This window comes from Enterococcus sp. 3H8_DIV0648 (assembly GCF_002140655.1).
Taxonomy (GTDB): Bacteria; Bacillota; Bacilli; order Lactobacillales; family Enterococcaceae; genus Enterococcus_A; species Enterococcus_A hulanensis.
In genome coordinates, this window is the sequence record NZ_NGLG01000001.1 from 1,493,679 (window position 1) to 1,513,714 (window position 20,036).

Below are 20,036 nucleotides of genomic sequence, written 5' to 3' on the forward strand. Positions count from 1 at the left end.
CAATATGATAGTTAAAATAAAATTATTCATTGGTCCTGCAAAATTAGTCAGGATACGCGAGCCTAACTTAGCAGACTGAAATTGCACATCTCTTGGTGCAATCCGGACCTCTGTTCCACTCTCTTCAATCACCGTGGCATCATGCTGAACTTTGTAAGTTGTTTCTTGGCTCTCGTCGCCATTCACATAACCTTTAATAACCAAATCATCTACAAGGTCAGCAGAGATTAATTCCATTGGAATGCTGTTAGGTAATTGAATTTTTTTACTAACATTAATTCGACGAATCTCATTATTGGAGGTCAGTTCAACTGATAGCGGCATCCCCGGACTCAACTCAGTTTCCTCATCCTCCATACCTGCCATTCGAACATAGCCGCCGATCGGCAATAGACGTAACGTATATGTAGTGCCATCTTTTCCCATATGGGCTATAAGTTTTGGTCCCATGCCAATCGAGAATTCCCGAACTAAAATTCCTGCTCGTTTTGCAAAGAAAAAATGTCCGAACTCATGAACAATTACAAGGACACCGAAAACGATTAAAAACGTAATAATCGTACGCATAATTTTCCTACCTTCACTAGTTTCTTAGAGACAGTTTATCATAGTATCGAAAAAATATATTCCTTTACTGATCATTTCATAGAAAATTTAAAAAAATTCCGTGTAAACTTCATCATGAAAAAAAGAGCGTCTCCGCTCTTTTTAAAATACACCTAACAAATGCATCATTGGAAAAACAAACAACATACTGTCAAAACGATCTAGAATTCCGCCATGTCCTGGTAAAATATTCCCTGAATCTTTCACCCCATAATGACGCTTGATTGCTGACTCTACTAAATCACCAAATTGCCCCACAACTGAGAAAATAATTGTAAAGATAATCATTGTTACGAGATTGTGTTGGAACACTGCTGGTTGAACTAAGACAAATACTATTGCTACTACAACTGCACTAGCAATCCCTCCTAATGCCCCTTCAATCGTTTTGTTGGGTGAAATATCTGGCCATAGTTTATGTTTTCCTATTTTCCGTCCTACCATATATGCACCGATATCCGTTGCCCAAACAACAAAGAAAGCAAAGAGTAAGATTGCCAAGCCATCCGCACGTGCTGTAACTAGATTTTGAAATCCAACTCCCACGTATAAACTGGCAACCACTGGAAAACCTGCTTCATCGATAGTATAAGTATTCTTCGAAACAACAGAGAATCCTAAAATAATCATCACTGTTAAATAGAACAATAGAAAATTGCTGTTATCGCCACTTAAAAAGGGCATCCAACGATCCGCTGGTAACACTAGAAAAACCGCACCTAAAATTGAAAGTACTCCTTCAAAGCTTAGGATTGCAAGTCCCTTCATACGAAACAATTCATATACACCAATCCCGCCTAATATTGCTGCCGCCAATTCAACTGCAATGCCGCCGACATAAAGAATCGGAATAAAGATTGCCAAGGCGACAACTGCGGTAATGACTCGCTGTCTCATTTTTTATCCTCCTTGTTCAAGCCACCAAAACGTCGATTTCGTTGTTGAAAAGAAGCAATTGCCGCTTCTAAATGGTCCCCATCAAAATCTGGCCATAAGGCTTTAGTAAAATACAATTCGCTATAGGCTAGTTGCCATAGTAAAAAATTACTTATCCGTTCTTCCCCGCTGGTTCTTACGACTAGTTCAGGGTCCCGTAACTCTTTAGGCAAGAAACCTGTCATTAGATGATCACCTACGATGTCATCATCGATCGCTTCAACAGAAAGCTCGTCATCCTTAATTTCTTGTGCCATTTGTTTGATTGCCGTGATAATTTCAGCACGACTGCCATAGTTCAACGCGAAATTCAAAACAAGACCGTCATTTTGCGCAGTCTGTTCGATTGCTCGTTTTACCGCATCTTGCGTATGAGCGGGCAAATATTCTTCGTAACCCATTACATGAACTTGTACATTCTCTTCGATCAATTCTGGTACAAAGGTATCAAAAAAATCTACAGGCAGCTGCATCAAAAAGTTCACTTCTTCTTCTGGACGTTTCCAGTTTTCTGTTGAAAAAGCATAAAGCGTTAAAACTTTTACGCCTAAGCGATTAGCATGTTTGGTAATCTTTTTTACTGTTTCCATGCCTTCTTTATGCCCAGCAATTCTTGGCAAACGTCGATTTTGAGCCCAACGCCCATTACCGTCCATAATGATTGCAATATGTTTTGGCACAGCACCTTCAGGATCAAAAACGAATTGCGCTGCTTCTGGCGTATATTTTTGTTTTTGTGGAAAAAATCGCAACACCATGTTTTTCCCTCCTTTATTAAGATACAAATAAAAAACTTTTGAAAAGTCATCTGCCATTATAACAATAAAGTACGGTTATTCCTACGAAAAATGAATACCTTTAGGCTTTTTCAATGATTTTTGAACGCTGACATTCTTAAAATCGAACCATAAACTTGATCTTCATTTTCTATTGGACACTTTGAAAACCGATCTTATACCTAATGTAAAACCAAGTATCCCTCCTTAAAGTATGTGTTTCAATTTCATTATTCCTGAATACCACAATTAATTTAAGCACACAAAAAGCGTCCTTCAAGTAGCTGACACCACTCAAAGAACGCTTGTAATCATTGTGCTTCGGATATCGCTTCTTCTTGCAACAACTGATTATCATAAATTTTGAAGAACAGCATATAAACAATCACGTCCAACAGAAGAACAATAATTTGCAAAATTGATCCGCTAATATGTCCGCCAGTTGCTAAATAGCCACTAATAATAGGCGGTACTGTCCAACCTACATTTATTCCTACTGCCTTAGCCACCAATCCGCTGGCCATTGACAAATAACAGATAAGCACATTCATCACCGGAACTAAGATATATGGAATGAACATCATAGGATTCATTACAATTGGTAGACCAAACATCAAGGGCTCGTTTATATTGAAAATCCCGGGTGCCAGAGTAAGGCCTCCCATCAGCTTGGATTGCTTACTTTTTCCGAAGAGCACAATAGCAATTACCAACCCTAATGTGGCACCTCCGCCGCCCATATAGACGAAATTCATCATAAATGGATAACTGACAATATGAGGAATCGCTTCTCCGGCCTGAAAAGCTACTCGATTTATATCAGAATTCATATACCAGATAGGATAAAGTACCGAACCGACTACATCAGCTCCATGAATACCACATAACCAGAACAAGGAAGTGATAATCACGACTACTATTGTCCCCAAGAGAGAACTGCCGATTAAACTTAAAGGCCCTCCTAAAAGATTAGTGATTAGCACATGGGCATTTCCCAAATCAGAAACTTCGAGTAATTTTTGAATAATTGCAAATACTGCAATAATCACAAATCCTGGAATCAAAGAAGAAAACGAGCGGCTAACTTCAGGAGGTACAGTTTCGGGCATTTTGATTACAATATTTTTGCGAATAAATATTTTATAGATTTCCACTGAAACGATACCTACAATAATAGCAACAAATAAACCGCCGCTTCCAAGATAAGTGTAACCAAATCCGCTGACCTCATTTTTATCGACAATTTCTGGTGTCAAAATCAGAAATGAAGAAAGTGAGATAATTCCCGGTGCTACTCCGTCAAGCTTATAGCTTTTGGCTAAATTATACGCCACTCCAAAAGAAGCTACCAAACCCATTAAACCGAAACTACCGTTAACAATTTTGTTAAACCAAGTACCTAGATCCCAGTGGCTGGCTAACCATTCTGCATAATTAGGAAATGGCAAGCTGGACAAAATTAAAAAGAACGAACCAATAATAATTAGCGGCATAGCGAAAAGCATACCATTCCTAACAGCTAGCAGATGTCTTTGTGTACCAACCTTAACGGCTATAGGTGCCAGTTTCGTTTCCAAAAAACTGTTTACTTTTTTCATTCGAACCCCTTCTTTCTTTTAGCGGTTAATTGAACGAGCGATCATACTCAAGGTATGGCGCATGCCTCGAATCGCTATGGCCATCTCAAACAGATTTTCTACATTTGCCATACCGTTATAACCAGAGTCGCCGATGTGCTGAATATCCACTCCGATTTTTTTGTTCTCAATAGCAATTTGTCGAATTGTTTCAACTCTTGAACTTTCCTGACTTGTACCGATGGCCGACATAGTAAGAATTTCTTTTTCCTTAGCAAATGAAACGATTTCCCTCAAATCAGTTTCTCCCAATCCCGGAACAGTCCCAACAGCTGGCACGAGCAGGATATCAACACCATTTTCTACAAATTCTTCAATCGCCTCTTTAGTTACCACTGGTTCATTGACTCCAGAACTATGCATTTTCCCTGCAATGATCAAACCGCTGAAGTATTTTTTTGCCAGCTTAATTGATTCACCAATTGTCTGATTACTAACACCTGTACCGGGATTACCTGTCAAACAAATAAAATCAAAGCCTAACTCATTCGCTGCTTTTAAAGTCGCTTCAGTGCATTTTCGACCTTCAGGTATTTCCAAACGCCCTTCCAACATACTGGTCCCTTCCTCAGCAACAGGTTCTAGGTTCACGCCTATTGGTCGACATACCAATTTTTTTAAATCTCGAATAAGATTTTTATTGAATGTTTTTGCTTCTTTGATAGAAGCATAATTCTGAAAAGAGACGCCATCCATTCCCATAATCAACGGCTCCAAACAGTCTAACAGATTCAGTAAGATCAAATCAGCACCCGCTGCCCGTGCAACCTCAGCATTTGTAACATCATGAATCACCGGTTCATGAACAATAACCATTTCAGAACAAACTGTTCTACCTTCAGAAGCTAGGATTGCCTGTTTTAATTCTTGCGGGTCCATCTCCATGAAATCGCTTGCATTACAACTTAATAATCGTTTCACATGTATCACTCCTTTGTTCAGTTTTTTAATAGATATGGCACATAGTTTCGGATGTTTCTCACTTTAAGCAAAAAAAAACGATGTTTTGGAACTTTGTTCCAAAACATCAGAATAAAAAAGTGGAATCAGGGCCTAACTGTACAGAAGCATAGTTCATATCAAAGTTGCGTTTATAAATACAAGAGTACAAAACATTCAAAATATATTCGATAGCAATCTGAGAAGAGAAATTCGAAACCTTGAAATGAAGATTCTCAAATTTAGGAATGTCCAAAATTAAATCAGCATACTCAGCGAGCGGGCTTTTGATATTTGAGGTAATGGCGATGATCTTACTGCCATTTTCATGAAACATTCGTGCTTCATTTACCACATCTGCTGTTTTACCGCTATAGGAAATTATTAAAACGACATCGTCCTTATTTCCATTATTTGCTAAATGAAACTGTTCTGCCTGCGAGTTCACCAACCGAATGTATCGCCCAATCGGCAGCAATTTCATCTGAAACTCCTGTAAGCGAACATGATTCTGGCTAATACCGATACCAATCAAAGTAGGAGCATTAATCAGCAAATCAACACTTTGTTGAAGTATTTTTTCGTTAAGATAGGCCTGTGTTTGACTGATGCTCTCTAAAGTAAGCTGGGCTATTTTCAAAGAAACCTGATAATCTGAATCATTTCTTTGAAACGGGAGATTTACATCTACTGTTTTTTCCAGCAAAAACTGGTTTTTCAATTCTTTGAATAGCTGAGTCTTAAAATCCTTAAACCCGTTAAAATCTAGTTTCTTACATACTCTAACAATCGTTGAAGTGGAAGAACAGCTTAGCTTTGCCAGCTGATAAATTGAAAGATCCAGAATATTTTCTGAATGCTGCATAATATAATTGATCACTGCCTGCTCGCTATCTGTGAAGATCTCTTGTTGCATTTTTTTCATTAAATCCATGACTCCACCTACTTTCCCTAAAGAACATTCGCTATTCATTATGGTAAATACTCAGAAAAATAATAACACCTGCCGCTTTTTAAGCTATGTAAAAAACTTGTATATCAGAAGCCTCGCTAATTAGATTCGGAAAAATGTTTATACTTTATCGTACATTAGAAACTATCCCAACGCAATTTTACCTCCGCCAAACAATTACTTATTGAATGCTTATTGAATGCTTTTTTTAATGAATGCACTCGGATTTTTAAACCATATAGAACCTCGGAAGTTTGGAAGTGCTGAGCATACAAAAAACCTGAAGAAACTCTCTTCAGGTTTTTTCGAATAGATTAAACTTCCAATAGTTCTTTTTCTTTTTCAGCGACAATCGAATCAATCGCTTTAATGTTTTCGTCCGTTAAAGCTTGCATATCTTTTTCAGCATTGCGCAGATCATCCTCTGTCATATCGCCATTTTTTTGTTGTTTCTTGTAATCATCCATCGCATCACGACGAATGTTACGAACAGCGACTTTGGCACCTTCTGATTCTTTTTTCACTTCTTTAGCTAATTCTTTACGACGTTCCTCTGTTAATTGAGGAATCACCAAACGTAGTACATTTCCATCATTAGCAGGATTTAATCCGATATCGCTGGCTAAAATCGCTTTTTCTACATCGTTGATCATGTTTTTATCAAATGGTGTAACCATTAATACACGCGCTTCTGGTATAGTGATGGATGCCATTTGATTCACAGGTGTTGGTACGCCATAGTAATCAACTGTGATACGGTCAAGCAAACTCGCATTTGCACGACCAGCACGAATTTGACCTAATTGACGCTGCAAAGCTTCTTGAGCTTTTTTCATTTTGTCTCTTGCTTCATTCATTACTGTATCTGCCATTTTATTTCCCCCTTACAGTCGTCCCGATGTTTTCACCGAGTACAACACGTTTAATATTTCCTGCTTCGTTCAAATTAAAGACAACAAGTGGAATGTCATTGTCCATACTTAATGAACTTGCGGTTGAATCCATGACTTGTAATCCTTTAGCGATCACATCTAAATGAGTCAATTCTTCATATTTCACAGCATTTTCATCAAGTTTTGGATCAGCCGAATAAACACCATCGACATTATTTTTGGCCATCAAGATTACATCAGCATTTACTTCTGCTGCTCTTAATGCCGCAGTTGTATCAGTTGAGAAGTAAGGATTTCCTGTTCCGCCAGCAAAAATTACAATGCGGCCTTTTTCAAGGTGGCGTTCCGCTTTACGGCGAATATATGGTTCCGCGATTTGGCGCATTTCGATTGATGTCTGCACACGTGTTGGGACATCAATATTTTCCAATGCATCTTGTAATGCCAAGGCATTCATCACTGTTGCCAGCATCCCCATGTAATCTGCTTGCGCTCGTTCCATACCCATTTGAGCACCGATTTGTCCACGCCAGATATTTCCGCCGCCGACAATGATGGCCATTTCAATCCCTAAATCATGAACTTCTTTGATTTCTTCAACAATTTCTTGAATCACGGGTGGATTGATGCCAAATTTTTCATCGCCAGCCAAGGCTTCTCCACTAAGTTTCAATACTACACGTTTATACTTTGGTTCATTCATCTCAATACCTCCACTGTCACTCTATTGATATTTTAGCATACTCTGCCATTGAAGCCAGCCCAATTTGAATTAGCTTAAAAAAAGGGAGCGCACATCTTCCGTGCGTTCCCGACTGTTTAAAAAACAGTATTATTTTTTGATTTGGCTCATAACTTCTTCAACAAAGTTATCTTCACGTTTTTCGATACCTTCGCCTACTTCGAAACGAACGAAGCTTGCAACTGTAGCACCTTTAGAAGATACATATTTTTCAACAGTCATGTCAGGATCTTTAACGAATGGTTGATCAACCAAAGCGATTTCTGCTTTAAATTTATTTAGACGGCCAATAACCATTTTTTCAACGATATTAGCTGGTTTACCTTCATTTAATGCTTGTTCAGTAAGAACAGCTTTTTCGTGTTCTAATTCTGATTCTGGAATTTGGCTTTCGTTTACATAACGAGGGTTGATTGCAGCAACGTGCATTGCAACGTCTTTTGCAACTGATTCGTCAGTTGTACCGTTTAATAAAGCTAATACAGCGATACGTCCACCCATATGCAGGTATCCGCCAAATGCCGCATTATCTTCTTTTTCAACAACTTCAAAACGACGGAAGTTAATTCTTTCACCGATAACTTGAGTTGCTTCAATTAAAGCTGCTTCTAAAGTTTCACCTTTAGCATTAGTCAATTTCATTGCTGCATCCATGTCAGCTGGTTTGTTTTCAGCAACTAACTCTGCAATTTCTTTAACTAGGTCTTGGAACATTTCATTTTTAGAAACGAAGTCTGTTTCAGAGTTTACTTCTACGATTGCAGCAGTATTTCCGTGTACTGCGACTGAAGCTAAACCTTCAGCAGCGATACGGTCGTTTTTCTTAGCTGCTTTAGCCATACCTTTTTCACGTAAAAGATCAACAGCTTTTTCAATGTCGCCTTCTACTTCTACTAATGCTCGTTTAGCATCCATCATCCCTACGCCAGTCATGTCGCGTAGTTCTTTTACCATTTTAGCTGTTACGTCTGCCATTTTAAGGGCCTCCTTAGTTTTTCTAAAAAAGCTGCTTCAAAGGAAAATATTTACTTTGAAGCAGCATATGCTACGAAATTATTCAGCTGATTCAGTAGAAGCATTGTCGCCTTCCACTACATCAACGATTTCTTCGATTGAAGTTGCTTGTCCGCCATCTTCAGCTACGAAGTCTTCTTCTGCTACTTGATCTTCACCTTGGTTACCTTCGATGAAAGCATCAGCCATTTTTGCAGTGATTAATTTCACGGCACGAATAGCATCATCGTTTGAAGGGATAACTACGTCGATTTCATCTGGATCGCAGTTTGTATCAACCATAGCAACGATAGGAATGTTTAATTTATGAGCTTCTTGAACGGCAATACGTTCTTTACGAGGATCAACGATATACATAACATCTGGAACGCGAGGCATATCAGCAATACCGCCTAAGAATTTTTCTAAACGTTCACGTTCTTTGTTCAAACCAACAACTTCTTTTTTAGGCAATACTTCAAAAGTACCGTCTTGTTCCATAGCATTGATTTGTTTCAAACGAGCAATACGTTTTTGAATTGTATCCCAGTTAGTTAAAGTTCCACCTAACCAGCGATGGTTTACATAGTATTGACCAGCGCGGACAGCTTCTTCTTTGATTGCTTCTTGAGCTTGTTTTTTAGTCCCTACGAACAATGCAACGCCGCCATCTTCAGCAACATCTTTCATGTAATCGTAAGCTGCATCTACTAATTTGACTGTTTTTTGCAAGTCAATGATGTAGATTCCGTTTCTTTCTGTGAAGATATATTTCTTCATTTTTGGGTTCCAGCGACGAGTTTGATGACCAAAGTGTACGCCGGCTTCTAGTAATTGTTTCATAGACAATACTGACATTTGTGTTTCCTCCAATTGGTTTTTTGTTTTCCTCTCCTGCTCTCTTCTTTATAAGGAACTGACAAGCAGCACCGCCTTACAAATCAAGTCAGAATGTGGATTTTTTATGTATAGTCGCCTACACACAATTAGTAATTATACAAGAGTCTTTTTAATAAATCAATCTTTTTTCTTTCACTTTTGATACATTAATATTTATAAAGGAATACTGTTTAAAAAAACTTTTTCTGCTATACTGGGTGCATAATTATAATTTCGAGAGTTTTTCTTAACGCTGTGAGTCTAAAAAAGCTGTCGTTTAGAATAACTACTATAATCCTTTATGGAATTTGACTAGAGTTTAAACTAATTTTTCAACTATTCTGGATAAATTAGTTCACTACATATGAATAAGGAGTTTTTTTATGCGAAAAAAAGATCGACATGAGTTAATCAAACGGATTATCACAGATAATCCCATTAGAAATCAGAACGAATTAATGGATTATTTACAGCAATATCAAGTTACAGCTACTCAAGCGACCATCTCAAGAGATATTCGCGATTTGAAAATCGTGAAAACAATCGACGAATCTGGTAAACCGCGTTTTGAATTGTTTCAAGAACAGCAGGTACCTTCTGAAGATGATGACATCAAACGTCTGATTCGTATGACGAACGACGTAATCGTTAAAGTTGATACTGTTGAATTTATGACAATCGTCAGCACCCTGCCAGACAATGCACATTTATTAGCTTCTGTTTTAGATGATCTTTCAAGCGAGCTGATCGTCGCAACAATGGCGAGCTTCGATACAATTATCATTATTTCAAGAACAGCTGATGACGCGCAACGAGTTACTGAGTTTTTACAAGATCCAACAAATAGTTCGATTTTCAATTAGCAAAAAAAGCCAGAGAAAATTTTCTCCGGCTTTTTGTTTACATTTTATTTGGGGCATGAACACCTAATAATCGTAAATCTTCTTTTAAGATTACTGTTACTGCATGAACTAATGCTAGTCGCGCTTCTTTCTGGTCATCGTCCACCAATATTTTCGTATGTGCGTAATATTTATTAAAGGCCTGTGCTAGTCTGATCGAATGTTTTGCAATCACTGACGGTTCGTATTGATCCGCTGCTTGCATCACGATTTCAGGATAGCTTTGCAACAACTTGATAATCTCCCAACTGTCAGCATCATTCAATGCATAAACAGCTTCAGTATCAATACTAAATCCTGCCTTCTCCAAAATTGTCATTGCACGAGCATGTGTGTACTGAACATATGGACCGGTTTCACCTTCAAAGCGGACAACTTCCTCCAAGTTGAAGTCGAAATTATTCAAACGATCATTTTTTAAATCGTGGAAGACTACTGCACCGACACCAACCTGATGGGCCACCTCTTCTTTATTTGGCAAATCAGGATTTTTTTCTTGGATTTGGGCTAGCGCAGAATCTTTCGCTTCATTTAGAACTTCCTCTAATAAAACAATTTTCCCTTTACGAGTCGATAGCTTCTTGCCATCTTTTGTAATCAATCCAAATGGAATATGAACCATTTCATCTGACCAATCAAAATCCATTTCTTTCAAAACAGCTTTCAATTGTTTAAAGTGGCCGCTTTGCTCATTTCCTACAACATATAATGACTTAACGAAGTTATACTCACGTTTGCGATAAAGAGCTGCCGCCAAATCACGAGTAATGTACAATGTGGCTCCATCAGATTTTTTGATCAGTGCTGGATTCAAACCATATTTTTCAAGGTCTACAATTTCTGCACCTTCGTTGGTTTGCAACAAATGTTTTTCTTCTAACATCGTCACAACTTCATCCATCTTATCGTTATAGAAAGCTTCTCCATTGAAAGAATCAAAATCAACTTCCAACATACCGTAAATTTTATTGAATTCTTTTAAAGATTCACTTCGGAACCATTTCCATAATTCTAAGGCTTCTTCATCATTTTCTTCCAATTTCTTGAACCAGGCACGTGCTTCATCATTTAATTCTGGTTCTTCTTCGGCCTTTTCATGGAATTCCACATACAAACGCAGCAGCTCATTGATTGGCTCTGCTTTAACTTTTTCTTCCGAACCCCATTTTTTATAAGCAACGATTAACTTACCAAATTGCGTTCCCCAGTCTCCTAAATGATTGATTTTGATTGGATTATAGCCGATCTTGCTTAAAATCAAACTGATTGAATTACCAATTACTGTAGAACGTAAATGTCCCATTGAGATTGGTTTAGCAATATTTGGCGAGGACATATCGATTGTTACATTGCCATCATTTCCAATATTACCATCTCCAAAATGATTTTCTTCTTTTGCAATTTGTTTTAAAACCATACTTGAGATCACTTCTTTTTTCATAAAGAAGTTTAAATATGGTCCTACAACCTCGATTTTTTCAAATGCTTCGGGGCTGATTTTTTCTGCTAATTCCGCAGCAATTTGTTGTGGTGCCTTTCGAAAAACTTTTGCCAAAGCAAAAGCCGGAAATGCGACATCTCCATGATCCACTGATTTAGGATTTTCTAGTAAACGTTCTACTTCTGCCAACGTAAGGTTTTCTTTAACTACTTCGAAAACAGCTTGTGCGACGATTTCTTTATTATTCATCCAAATTTCCTCCCTTTCCAAATAGCTATCTCAAGATTAAGATACTCATTTTCCAAAAAAGTATTTTATTCCCGTTTCGCATACGATTCTACTCAACTAGCTAAAAACTAGCTGTAGAAATCGCAAAAAAAAGCCCCTGATGTATAAAATACATCAGAGACGAGAATTCCCGCGGTACCACTCTTATTGTCGTAAACGACCAGCTTAGGCTATAACGGTAGCTGCCGTTTCATCTCAAAAGTGCGCCCTCTATTTTTGTTTATCCGGCTCTCACCTGCCCGAACTCGCTGCAAAACAGACCATAGACTTCTCTTTTTCATCGATGAAATAATTATCTGGCATTCATATTAACAGAAAATTCTTCATCTGACTAGTCAAGTAGGATATTTTTATGCTTTTGGAATAAAGAGATTTCCCAAAGTCGCAGCCATTACTGCTTTTATCGTATGCATGCGGTTTTCAGCCTGCTGGAACTGTAAAGCATTTTCACTGCGAAAGACTTCATCAGTAACTTCCATTTCGGTTAGACCGTACTTTTCTTTGATCTCTTCTGCTACTTCTGTTTCAAGATCATGAAAAGCGGGTAAACAATGCAGGAAGATCGTTTCAGTTTTTTTCGTTTTTGCCATCAACTCCTGATTGATCTGATACGGCAATAATAAGTCGATTCGCTCCTTAAATGCCTCTTCCTCACCCATTGAAACCCAAACATCTGTGTATACCACATCCGCTTGTGCTACACCTTGATCGATGTCAGCTGTAATTGAAATCTTTCCTTTTGAAGCTTCAGCATACTTTTTCGCCATCTCAATCAAGCCTTGGTCAGGAAATAGTTTTTCTGGTGTCACGATCGAAATATTTACACCTAGAATCGCGCTAGTGATTAAAAGAGAGTTAGCTACATTATTTCTACCATCGCCTACATAGGCTAAAGTTAGTCCTTCCAACTTTCCAAAATGTTCTTTGATTGTTAAAAAGTCTGCCAACATTTGCGTAGGATGCCATTCATCAGTCAAACCGTTCCAAACCGGTACGCCCGAATGCTCCGCTAAAGCCTCGACAGCTGTTTGAGAAAATCCTCGATATTCGATACCGTCAAACATGCTTCCAAGAACTTTTGCAGTATCTTCGACAGATTCTTTTTTTCCTAATTGAATATCATTTTTCCCCAAATACTCAGGATGAGCCCCTAGATCAATTGCCGCTGTGGTAAAGGCTGCCCGCGTCCGAGTAGACGTTTTTTCAAACAGCAATGCAATGTTTTTTTCTGCTAAATACTTATGAGAAATATTTTGTTGCTTCAACTCTTTCAAATGCGCGGCAAAATCAATTAAATAGAGTAATTCATCTTTAGTAAAATCGATTTCTTTTAAAAAACTTTTCCCTTGAAAAATACTTGTCATCATAACTCCTCCATTTTTGAATATTAATTCGATAAAACACGCTTGAAATTCATTTTTATTCATAATAACTGAATAATCAGAAAGTATCAAGCTTAATTATGCTTTATTTAAAAAAACTTCCCCAATTTCTTGAGGAAGTCATTCAATCTATTTTGCCTGCGACAATTTAATTCGATTTAACTTACAGGTGACGGCACTCGCTACTACTCCGCCATTCAAGTTAATTGCTGTTCGTCCCATATCAATAAGTGGTTCCACAGCAATGAAGACACCTACCAAACCAACAGGCAGCCCCAAGGCCGATAAAGAGATAATCGTTGCGACGGTTCCTCCGCCTCCTGTTCCCGCAATACCAAATGAAGTCATTGCGATTATGAAGCCTGCATAAAGTAAAAATTGCGGAGATAAAGGATTGATATTTTGTGTCATTGCGACTATTGCAATAATGATTCCGGGATATACTCCAGCACAACCGTTCATTCCCATTGATGTTGCAAAGGATGTAGCTAAGCTTGATACGCCTCGAGGAATATTCAGTTCATCTTGCATCTCAATATTCATCGGCATTGATCCAGCACTTGATGCTGTGATGAAGGCAAAGGATAGCACCGGAAATGCCTTAGCCAAATACCGAACTGGTGGTAAGCCGCAAATTGTTAAAATCACCAACTGAATTAGGAACATTATCAGCATTCCAATATAAGAAACTGCGAAAAATTTAGCTAGTTTCAAAACAGCCGAAGCATCATTATTAACGATTGTTGCGATCATGATTGTTAAGACTGCATATGGTGCATAAGAAATAAATAGACGCACGACAGACATAATGATTTCGTAAGCACTGTCGAGAAAATCTTTAAATAGTTGCGCCTCTTTGACTTTTTTATCTTTAATTTTTAAATAAGCGATCCCCAAAAAGAAAGCAAAAATAACAACGCCCAATGTTGCACTCGCTCTTTGACCGGTCAAATCAAAGAATGGATTTGAAGGAAAGATCGCGATAATTTTTTGCGGCATCGTCAATGTTTGCTCACCGCCAGAAACATAGCTCTTTTGGATCTCATTTGCTGAATGTAATGCTGTTTGAGAAATATTGAAGGAATTTCCGTCAATATTTGAAAAGTATCCTGTTACAATCCCAACGATTCCGGCAATTCCAGCAGTTACGATTAACGTACCAATAATCGACATTCCGACTTTTAACACATTGGTTTTGATCTCAATTTTAGTAAATGCCAACAGCACACAAACGAAAATCAGAGGTACTGCAATCATTTGTAATAGTTTTACATAAACACTGCCTATGATTCCAATCCAATCAGATAGAATTACTCCATCTGCCTTTGGTAGAATTTGATTAAAGATCAACCCTAAAATGATCCCGATAGCCAAAGCCGTTACAACTCGTTTGGAAAACGACCATTTCTTTTGTTTCAAAAAGATTAGTCCATACAATGAACCCAACACGATAAGAAAAGATACTGCTAATAACACCTAACCACTCCATTTCAAATTGTTTGATAAAGATCACCGATCTTTCAATTTGAGCTTCTGCGGGATGAATATTCTATTATTAAACGATTTCATTTTTACACAAGTGATCTATTTCACATTAATAAACGAATGATATCCATAAGAATATGGATTTACTCCCTTAGAAACTCTAAGTTCTATTTTTGATCAAAGTCACTTTTGATGTAAATACATATTCTAACGCCTCCATTCCAAAATTATTCACTTGCACTATATAGTATCTGTCTCTTATACACATCTAGATGTGTATAAGAGACAGACATATAATGACTTAACGAAGTTATACTCACGTTTGCGATAAAGAGCTGCCGCCAAATCACGAGTAATGTACAATGTGGCTCCATCAGATTTTTTGATCAGTGCTGGATTCAAACCATATTTTTCAAGGTCTACAATTTCTGCACCTTCGTTGGTTTGCAACAAATGTTTTTCTTCTAACATCGTCACAACTTCATCCATCTTATCGTTATAGAAAGCTTCTCCATTGAAAGAATCAAAATCAACTTCCAACATACCGTAAATTTTATTGAATTCTTTTAAAGATTCACTTCGGAACCATTTCCATAATTCTAAGGCTGTCTCTTATACACATCTAGATGTGTATAAGGGATTAATATACACCTTTTCCCGAGCTTTATTTTTTCTACACAAAAAAACAGCTAAAATTTTAGCTGCTTTAGTCATTATTTAGTCTTCAATTTTCGAACACGTAAAGTAATTAAATACTGGAGATCCCTAAACGTTTTCTCAGAGGTGATATCCACGACGAACCAGTATCCTCCCATAACAGGTTTGCTTTCTTTAAATGTTTTTTGTACTTGTTCAGACATCGAAGAAACGTTCTCTGCTAGTTCTTCTTCAAAAAGTTCCGACACAACAATCATCATTCTTACGCAATCATCTCTAAGATAAATTGTACCAAAGTTTCCGCCATACTTTTTTGCTTTTAGATGCCAACCGCCAAATGCCCCTTTTTCCTTTGAGTATTCAATAGAAAATTTAGGTTGATACTTTTCCGACAAATAATCCAACAACTTTTCGAAATAAGTATCTGCAGCAAATTCTTTCATGTCTTCCAATGTCGGCTTTTCATCTATTGAAAATTTTCTCTGCCAGTTTTGATCCATCATATCGCCTCCTTATGCTCATTATAGCAAGGAGTTAGATGTGCTGAAAAGCTAAACTTGGATTAGCATTTAAGCTCATACCAGCAAAATGATGCTTTTGTAATTCAACATGAGCAGCAGCCCCAATCATCGCCGCATTATCTCCACACAGACGTAATGGCGGTACAATCAATTTTACTTCAGGTAATTCTGTTTTTATCATTGCAGACATTCTTTCTCGTAAACCTTGATTAGCCGCTACACCTCCGGCTACAATCAATTGCTTAACTGGATAAGTCTTACAGGCCTTGATCGTCTTTGTCACTAATACATCAACAACGCTTGCTTGAAAACTAGCTGCTAAGTTTTTTTTGTCTAATTCTTCTCCACGTTGTTCCGCATTATGGGTAAGATTAATAAAGGCGCTTTTCAATCCGCTAAAGCTGAAGTCAAAATTTTCTTCTTTGATCATTGCGCGTGGAAAATCATACGTGTCTTCCCCTTGACGAGCTAATTCATCGATTTCTTTCCCACTAGGATAGCTTAATCCTAATACTCGACCAACCTTATCATAGGCTTCTCCAGCAGCGTCGTCTCTAGTCTCGCCAATAATTTCAAATGAGCCATCTTCTGACATATAAACTAACTCTGTATGACCGCCGCTAACTAACAAAGCCATCAAAGGAAACTCCAAAGGTTCAACTAAACGTGCGGCATAGATGTGTCCTGCCATATGATTAATTGGTAATAAGGGTAATCCATTCGCCCAAGCAAAGGCCTTGGCTGCACTCAATCCGATCAATAGCGCTCCAACCAGTCCGGGACCATAAGTTACTGCTACTGCTCGAAGATCCTGTGCCGTCACATCTGCTTCACTCAATGCTTCTTCAATACAAATCGTGATCTGTTCGACGTGATGACGACTGGCCACCTCCGGTACGACTCCGCCGAATCGCTTATGACTTTTTATTTGTGAAGCAACAATATTAGATAGAATTCTTTCACCGTTTTCGATTACTGCAACACTCGTTTCATCACAGCTGCTTTCGATCGCTAAAATAAGTTCTGATTCATTCATCTGCATTTCCTACTTTCAAAGACATCAGTACCGCATCTTCTTGAGGGTGCTGATAATAATTTTTACGCGTTCCAATTTCTTGGAACCCAAACTTTTCATAAAAAAGACGCGCCTCTCGATTCGAAGCACGTACTTCTAAAAAAATACTCGCTATTTTTTCTGATTCAGCGTGCTCAATCAAACGCTTCAGTAGTTTTTTACCATGCCCTTGACCCTTGACTTTGGCCGCAATATTGGTAATTTCTATTTCATCGCATACTTGATGAAATCCTAAAAAAGCGATACATTCTGTTTCCTCGATAAAGTAGTGACTATGCGCTTGCCTCATGTCACTAGCGAATTGGGCAACAGACCAGGGTGACTCATAAGCATATGCTGTCTGACTGATTTCCCAGAGTTTATTTGCTAAATCTTCCAATCTATTCCACTTCCAAACGTTTGATCATATCTAAAGCATCTTCATTATTCTCAGTGTAATAATTTTTGCGAATATTCCGAGCCGAGAACCCCAGCCTTCGATATAGACGTTGGGCATCCGTATTACTGAGACGTACTTCTAAAGAGAGAGTTTCACAATCGTTCATTATAGCGAATTTTTCTACTTCGTCAATCAAAAGCTTACCGATACCGCGATTCTGAAAGCCTGTACCCACAGCAATATTTGTAATATGCGTATCGTTTCCAATCAAGCGGCTGCCGATAAAACCGGCAATTTCTTCTTTTTGAGTGACAATACAAATATATAAATGAGGAATTGGCGAATGAATCTCTGAAAGAAAAGCACTTTTCGTCCATGGAGTCTCGCCAAAGTAAACATCGCGTTCCAGTGCGATTAACTCTTTAATATCCTGATCGATAATTTTTCTTAATAAGTATTCTTCATCTCTTAAGTTTACATATTTTGAATTGAAAGGATACTGCTTTCCGTATAAGATCGTTTTTACTAATCCGCTAAATTTTTTCAACATAATTATCGTCCTCTGGTCGATGCGTTTCCAGCCATTTTTCTTCCGCCTCTACCCGTTTTAAATATGCAGGTACTAATCCATGAATATTTTCGATCGGTTTCGCGAGAAAACCTAATTTCCCTAAAATTATTCCATTGGGTAAATTCATCTCATCTGCCTCTGAAATGTCTGCAGTCAATTGAGCTGAATCAATTTGTTCTTTGAATTTACTTGTTTCCCCAACGAACAAAGCTGGTTCCTTAATCTGATCCAATAAATCAGTTAATGCGATGTGCTGATCCGCCAAGACATTTATCAGCTGTTGATTCTCCCAGCGATAAACTCCAGCATAAACGTTATTCCGACGTGCATCTATCAATGGAATAATTAATTTATTAGTCCGAGCATTCCCAGCAATTACAGCCAAACTAGAGACCGTAGTCAACTCGATTTTTAATGTCTCCGCTAATGTTTTTGAAGTTGTTACCGCGATTCGGATACCCGTATATGAGCCTGGACCTTTTGCTACAACGATTCGATCTAAATCAGTAGGCTTCAATCCGCTGGCCTCCATCACAGATTCAATCGCCGGCATTAAGGTTAGACTATGATTCATTTTTCGATTCAGCTGAAAATGAGCCAATACCTGCTCATCTTCTAAAACTGCCACGGTTAAAGTTTGATTGGATGTATCCATCGCTAATAATTTCATAAAAGTTCATTTCCTCGCATTTAAGATAGCAATATTTTAACACAAACCATATTTGCTTTCCTACTAAGTGTGTAAGAATTTCTTCTTTCCCTAATTGACGACATTAGAAAGGCTTCGCGAACTCGCTCAGCTTTTGAGCAATAAGACTAAAATTTTGATAAGTCGTTTCTCAGACTTAACAAAATTTTCGCTTATTGCCGATAAAGCTTGTTCGTGAAGCCGGACACAGTTAAAGCTGTTGATTCAATGTTTTTACTTGAGAAATTTTTATCCTTTCTTTAAGATCAAAAAGAGCAGCAAAACACGCTGCTCCAAATTATTTTGTCGATTCTCGTTGAATGAGCTTCGTTCCCAGCATAATTTTTCTGGGGACCGGCGAAAATTCTTTTGCTAAATCCAGAATCGTTGAGACCGCTAATTCCCCCATCCATTCAGTTTCGACTTTAATCGTCGTTAAGGCCGGTGATACATATTTTGCTACACTGACATCATTGAATCCGATCACCGAGATGTCTTCTGGAATTCGTAACCCTGCTGATTGAATTGCCTGCATCGCACCCACAGCCAGCGCATCACTCGACGCGAACAAAGCATTGGGCAGTTCCTGCGTTTTCGATAGGAAATCAGCCATTGCTTTCTTTCCAGCTTCCATTGAAAAAGCTGCCGTCAATGTAAACTCCGGACGATATAGATTTATTTGTTTCATTTTAAGCTTAAAGGCCAATAGTCGCGGATCTTCAATAGGCTGAAAATTATGCTTGGTCTTTTCTTCTCCTGAAAGAATTCCGATCTTTTGATGTCCATGACGGATAAAATGATCAATTACAAGATCCACACTCTGATCAAAATCAACGACCATTGAATTTAATCCTAGACTCATTCCATCAAAATCAACAAAAAGCAAATTCTCATCGATTTCTTTTAACTGCCGAATCTGCTCCGCATCAAACTTGCCTAAAGCGATTGTTCCGCTAACTTGAATATCTGATAGCTCATTCAGCGTTTCACGGCGAACTTGGATATTCAGTTCTTCCGCCTTTTTCTCGATTCCTAAACGGATAGATAAATAGTATAGGTCAGCCAACTCTTCGGCTTCATCATACCATTGAACAAGACGGATCACTGCTTTCCCAATCTTATTAGCTCGTTTATGTTTGGTATAATTCAATTCTTCCGCTACTTCGAAGATGCGCTGCTTTGTCTCTTGAGCGACGGATAACTCTTGATCATAATTCAATACACGGGAAACTGTAGCAGGTGATACACCAGCTAGTTTTGCAATATCACGAATAGTTGCCATCGCTGCCCCTTT

General features: G+C 38.1%; 20 protein-coding genes and 1 pseudogene. 1 reads left to right on the forward strand and 20 read right to left on the reverse strand.

All coding sequences use genetic code 11. From position 1 onward, the window contains the following. From A5875_RS06890 to rpsB, 10 genes are all read right to left on the reverse strand, one after another. The coding region (locus tag A5875_RS06890; protein WP_176244626.1) for a site-2 protease family protein at nucleotides 1-567 on the reverse strand (567 nt) is incomplete at its 3' end. 141 nt (nucleotides 568-708) lie between these two features. After that, complete coding sequence (locus tag A5875_RS06895) at nucleotides 709-1,503, reverse strand: phosphatidate cytidylyltransferase (RefSeq protein WP_088932919.1); 795 nt, start codon at nucleotides 1,501-1,503, stop codon at nucleotides 709-711. Beyond that, nucleotides 1,500-2,297, reverse strand: a complete 798-nt coding sequence (locus A5875_RS06900; RefSeq protein WP_088934648.1) for an isoprenyl transferase — start codon at nucleotides 2,295-2,297, stop codon at nucleotides 1,500-1,502. Before A5875_RS06900 ends, A5875_RS06895 begins: the two co-directional genes overlap by 4 nt. Before the next feature lie 332 nt (nucleotides 2,298-2,629). Then, complete coding sequence (celB, locus tag A5875_RS06905) at nucleotides 2,630-3,916, reverse strand: PTS cellobiose transporter subunit IIC (RefSeq protein ID WP_088932920.1); 1,287 nt, start codon at nucleotides 3,914-3,916, stop codon at nucleotides 2,630-2,632. A gap of 18 nt (nucleotides 3,917-3,934) precedes the next feature. Next, entirely contained in the window at nucleotides 3,935-4,876 is a 942-nt protein-coding gene (locus A5875_RS06910) for a DUF7916 family protein (protein WP_441316223.1), read from the reverse strand. A 106-nt stretch (nucleotides 4,877-4,982) separates the two neighbouring features. Beyond that, complete coding sequence (locus tag A5875_RS06915; RefSeq protein ID WP_369596951.1) at nucleotides 4,983-5,867, reverse strand: MurR/RpiR family transcriptional regulator; 885 nt, start codon at nucleotides 5,865-5,867, stop codon at nucleotides 4,983-4,985. 293 nt (nucleotides 5,868-6,160) lie between these two features. After that, entirely contained in the window at nucleotides 6,161-6,718 is a 558-nt protein-coding gene (gene frr / locus A5875_RS06920) for a ribosome recycling factor (RefSeq protein WP_088932922.1), read from the reverse strand. 1 nt (nucleotide 6,719) lies between these two features. Beyond that, nucleotides 6,720-7,442 (reverse strand): UMP kinase, encoded by a 723-nt coding sequence (gene pyrH, locus A5875_RS06925; RefSeq protein ID WP_088932923.1) that lies wholly within the window; start codon nucleotides 7,440-7,442, stop codon nucleotides 6,720-6,722. A 129-nt stretch (nucleotides 7,443-7,571) separates the two neighbouring features. Further along, the gene (tsf, locus tag A5875_RS06930; RefSeq protein WP_088932924.1) at nucleotides 7,572-8,456 is read right to left on the reverse strand and encodes a translation elongation factor Ts; all 885 of its coding nucleotides are present in this window, start codon (nucleotides 8,454-8,456) and stop codon (nucleotides 7,572-7,574) included. A gap of 78 nt (nucleotides 8,457-8,534) precedes the next feature. After that, nucleotides 8,535-9,332 (reverse strand): 30S ribosomal protein S2, encoded by a 798-nt coding sequence (rpsB, locus tag A5875_RS06935; protein WP_088932925.1) that lies wholly within the window; start codon nucleotides 9,330-9,332, stop codon nucleotides 8,535-8,537. Between the two features lie 404 nt (nucleotides 9,333-9,736). On the opposite strand from rpsB, the gene A5875_RS06940 reads away from it, so the two are divergent. Next, nucleotides 9,737-10,216, forward strand: coding sequence for an arginine repressor (locus tag A5875_RS06940; protein WP_088932926.1), 480 nt, complete (start codon nucleotides 9,737-9,739; stop codon nucleotides 10,214-10,216). Between the two features lie 37 nt (nucleotides 10,217-10,253). Here A5875_RS06940 and argS (A5875_RS06945) read toward each other — a convergent pair whose 3' ends face one another. The 10 genes and pseudogenes from argS (A5875_RS06945) to A5875_RS06990 form a co-directional block, all read right to left on the reverse strand. Beyond that, on the reverse strand, nucleotides 10,254-11,945 hold the full coding sequence (gene argS, locus A5875_RS06945) for an arginine--tRNA ligase (protein ID WP_088932927.1): 1,692 nt from the start codon (nucleotides 11,943-11,945) through the stop codon (nucleotides 10,254-10,256). Nucleotides 11,946-12,334: 389 nt separating this feature from the next. After that, nucleotides 12,335-13,348 (reverse strand): ornithine carbamoyltransferase, encoded by a 1,014-nt coding sequence (gene argF / locus A5875_RS06950; protein ID WP_088932928.1) that lies wholly within the window; start codon nucleotides 13,346-13,348, stop codon nucleotides 12,335-12,337. A gap of 147 nt (nucleotides 13,349-13,495) precedes the next feature. Continuing rightward, on the reverse strand, nucleotides 13,496-14,842 hold the full coding sequence (locus A5875_RS06955; protein WP_088932929.1) for a cation:dicarboxylate symporter family transporter: 1,347 nt from the start codon (nucleotides 14,840-14,842) through the stop codon (nucleotides 13,496-13,498). A gap of 297 nt (nucleotides 14,843-15,139) precedes the next feature. Continuing rightward, nucleotides 15,140-15,463, reverse strand: a pseudogene (gene argS / locus A5875_RS06960) (arginine--tRNA ligase domain-containing protein); the annotation flags it as partial. Between the two features lie 101 nt (nucleotides 15,464-15,564). Next, nucleotides 15,565-16,008 carry a DUF3788 family protein gene (locus A5875_RS06965; protein WP_088932930.1) on the reverse strand — a complete coding sequence of 148 codons (444 nt, stop codon included), beginning with the start codon at nucleotides 16,006-16,008 and terminating at the stop codon, nucleotides 15,565-15,567. Nucleotides 16,009-16,042: 34 nt separating this feature from the next. Beyond that, nucleotides 16,043-17,065 carry a tRNA (adenosine(37)-N6)-threonylcarbamoyltransferase complex transferase subunit TsaD gene (tsaD, locus tag A5875_RS06970; RefSeq protein ID WP_088932931.1) on the reverse strand — a complete coding sequence of 341 codons (1,023 nt, stop codon included), beginning with the start codon at nucleotides 17,063-17,065 and terminating at the stop codon, nucleotides 16,043-16,045. Next, nucleotides 17,058-17,483, reverse strand: coding sequence for a ribosomal protein S18-alanine N-acetyltransferase (rimI, locus tag A5875_RS06975; protein WP_088932932.1), 426 nt, complete (start codon nucleotides 17,481-17,483; stop codon nucleotides 17,058-17,060). The genes tsaD and rimI (A5875_RS06975) overlap by 8 nt, the downstream gene beginning before the upstream one ends. Nucleotide 17,484: 1 nt before the next feature. Continuing rightward, complete coding sequence (gene rimI, locus A5875_RS06980; RefSeq protein ID WP_088932933.1) at nucleotides 17,485-18,033, reverse strand: ribosomal protein S18-alanine N-acetyltransferase; 549 nt, start codon at nucleotides 18,031-18,033, stop codon at nucleotides 17,485-17,487. Continuing rightward, the gene (gene tsaB, locus A5875_RS06985; RefSeq protein ID WP_088932934.1) at nucleotides 18,017-18,724 is read right to left on the reverse strand and encodes a tRNA (adenosine(37)-N6)-threonylcarbamoyltransferase complex dimerization subunit type 1 TsaB; all 708 of its coding nucleotides are present in this window, start codon (nucleotides 18,722-18,724) and stop codon (nucleotides 18,017-18,019) included. Before tsaB ends, rimI (A5875_RS06980) begins: the two co-directional genes overlap by 17 nt. Nucleotides 18,725-19,040: 316 nt before the next feature. Next, on the reverse strand, nucleotides 19,041-20,024 hold the full coding sequence (locus A5875_RS06990) for a LacI family DNA-binding transcriptional regulator (protein WP_088932935.1): 984 nt from the start codon (nucleotides 20,022-20,024) through the stop codon (nucleotides 19,041-19,043). Nucleotides 20,025-20,036: the final 12 nt, after the last annotated feature.

What these genes read in the sequence shown, in the direction of transcription:
- A5875_RS06895 (WP_088932919.1), bottom strand. Translation starts at nt 1,503, where the DNA reads ATGAGACAGCGAGTCATTACCGCAGTTGTCGCCTTGGCAATCTTTATT.
- celB (WP_088932920.1), bottom strand. Translation starts at nt 3,916, where the DNA reads ATGAAAAAAGTAAACAGTTTTTTGGAAACGAAACTGGCACCTATAGCC.
- A5875_RS06915 (WP_369596951.1), bottom strand. Translation starts at nt 5,867, where the DNA reads ATGAATAGCGAATGTTCTTTAGGGAAAGTAGGTGGAGTCATGGATTTA.
- frr (WP_088932922.1), bottom strand. Translation starts at nt 6,718, where the DNA reads ATGGCAGATACAGTAATGAATGAAGCAAGAGACAAAATGAAAAAAGCT.
- pyrH (WP_088932923.1), bottom strand. Translation starts at nt 7,442, where the DNA reads ATGAATGAACCAAAGTATAAACGTGTAGTATTGAAACTTAGTGGAGAA.
- tsf (WP_088932924.1), bottom strand. Translation starts at nt 8,456, where the DNA reads ATGGCAGACGTAACAGCTAAAATGGTAAAAGAACTACGCGACATGACT.
- rpsB (WP_088932925.1), bottom strand. Translation starts at nt 9,332, where the DNA reads ATGTCAGTATTGTCTATGAAACAATTACTAGAAGCCGGCGTACACTTT.
- A5875_RS06940 (WP_088932926.1), top strand. Translation starts at nt 9,737, where the DNA reads ATGCGAAAAAAAGATCGACATGAGTTAATCAAACGGATTATCACAGAT.
- argS (WP_088932927.1), bottom strand. Translation starts at nt 11,945, where the DNA reads ATGAATAATAAAGAAATCGTCGCACAAGCTGTTTTCGAAGTAGTTAAA.
- argF (WP_088932928.1), bottom strand. Translation starts at nt 13,348, where the DNA reads ATGACAAGTATTTTTCAAGGGAAAAGTTTTTTAAAAGAAATCGATTTT.
- A5875_RS06965 (WP_088932930.1), bottom strand. Translation starts at nt 16,008, where the DNA reads ATGGATCAAAACTGGCAGAGAAAATTTTCAATAGATGAAAAGCCGACA.
- tsaD (WP_088932931.1), bottom strand. Translation starts at nt 17,065, where the DNA reads ATGAATGAATCAGAACTTATTTTAGCGATCGAAAGCAGCTGTGATGAA.
- rimI (WP_088932933.1), bottom strand. Translation starts at nt 18,033, where the DNA reads ATGTTGAAAAAATTTAGCGGATTAGTAAAAACGATCTTATACGGAAAG.
- tsaB (WP_088932934.1), bottom strand. Translation starts at nt 18,724, where the DNA reads ATGAAATTATTAGCGATGGATACATCCAATCAAACTTTAACCGTGGCA.
- A5875_RS06990 (WP_088932935.1), bottom strand. Translation starts at nt 20,024, where the DNA reads ATGGCAACTATTCGTGATATTGCAAAACTAGCTGGTGTATCACCTGCT.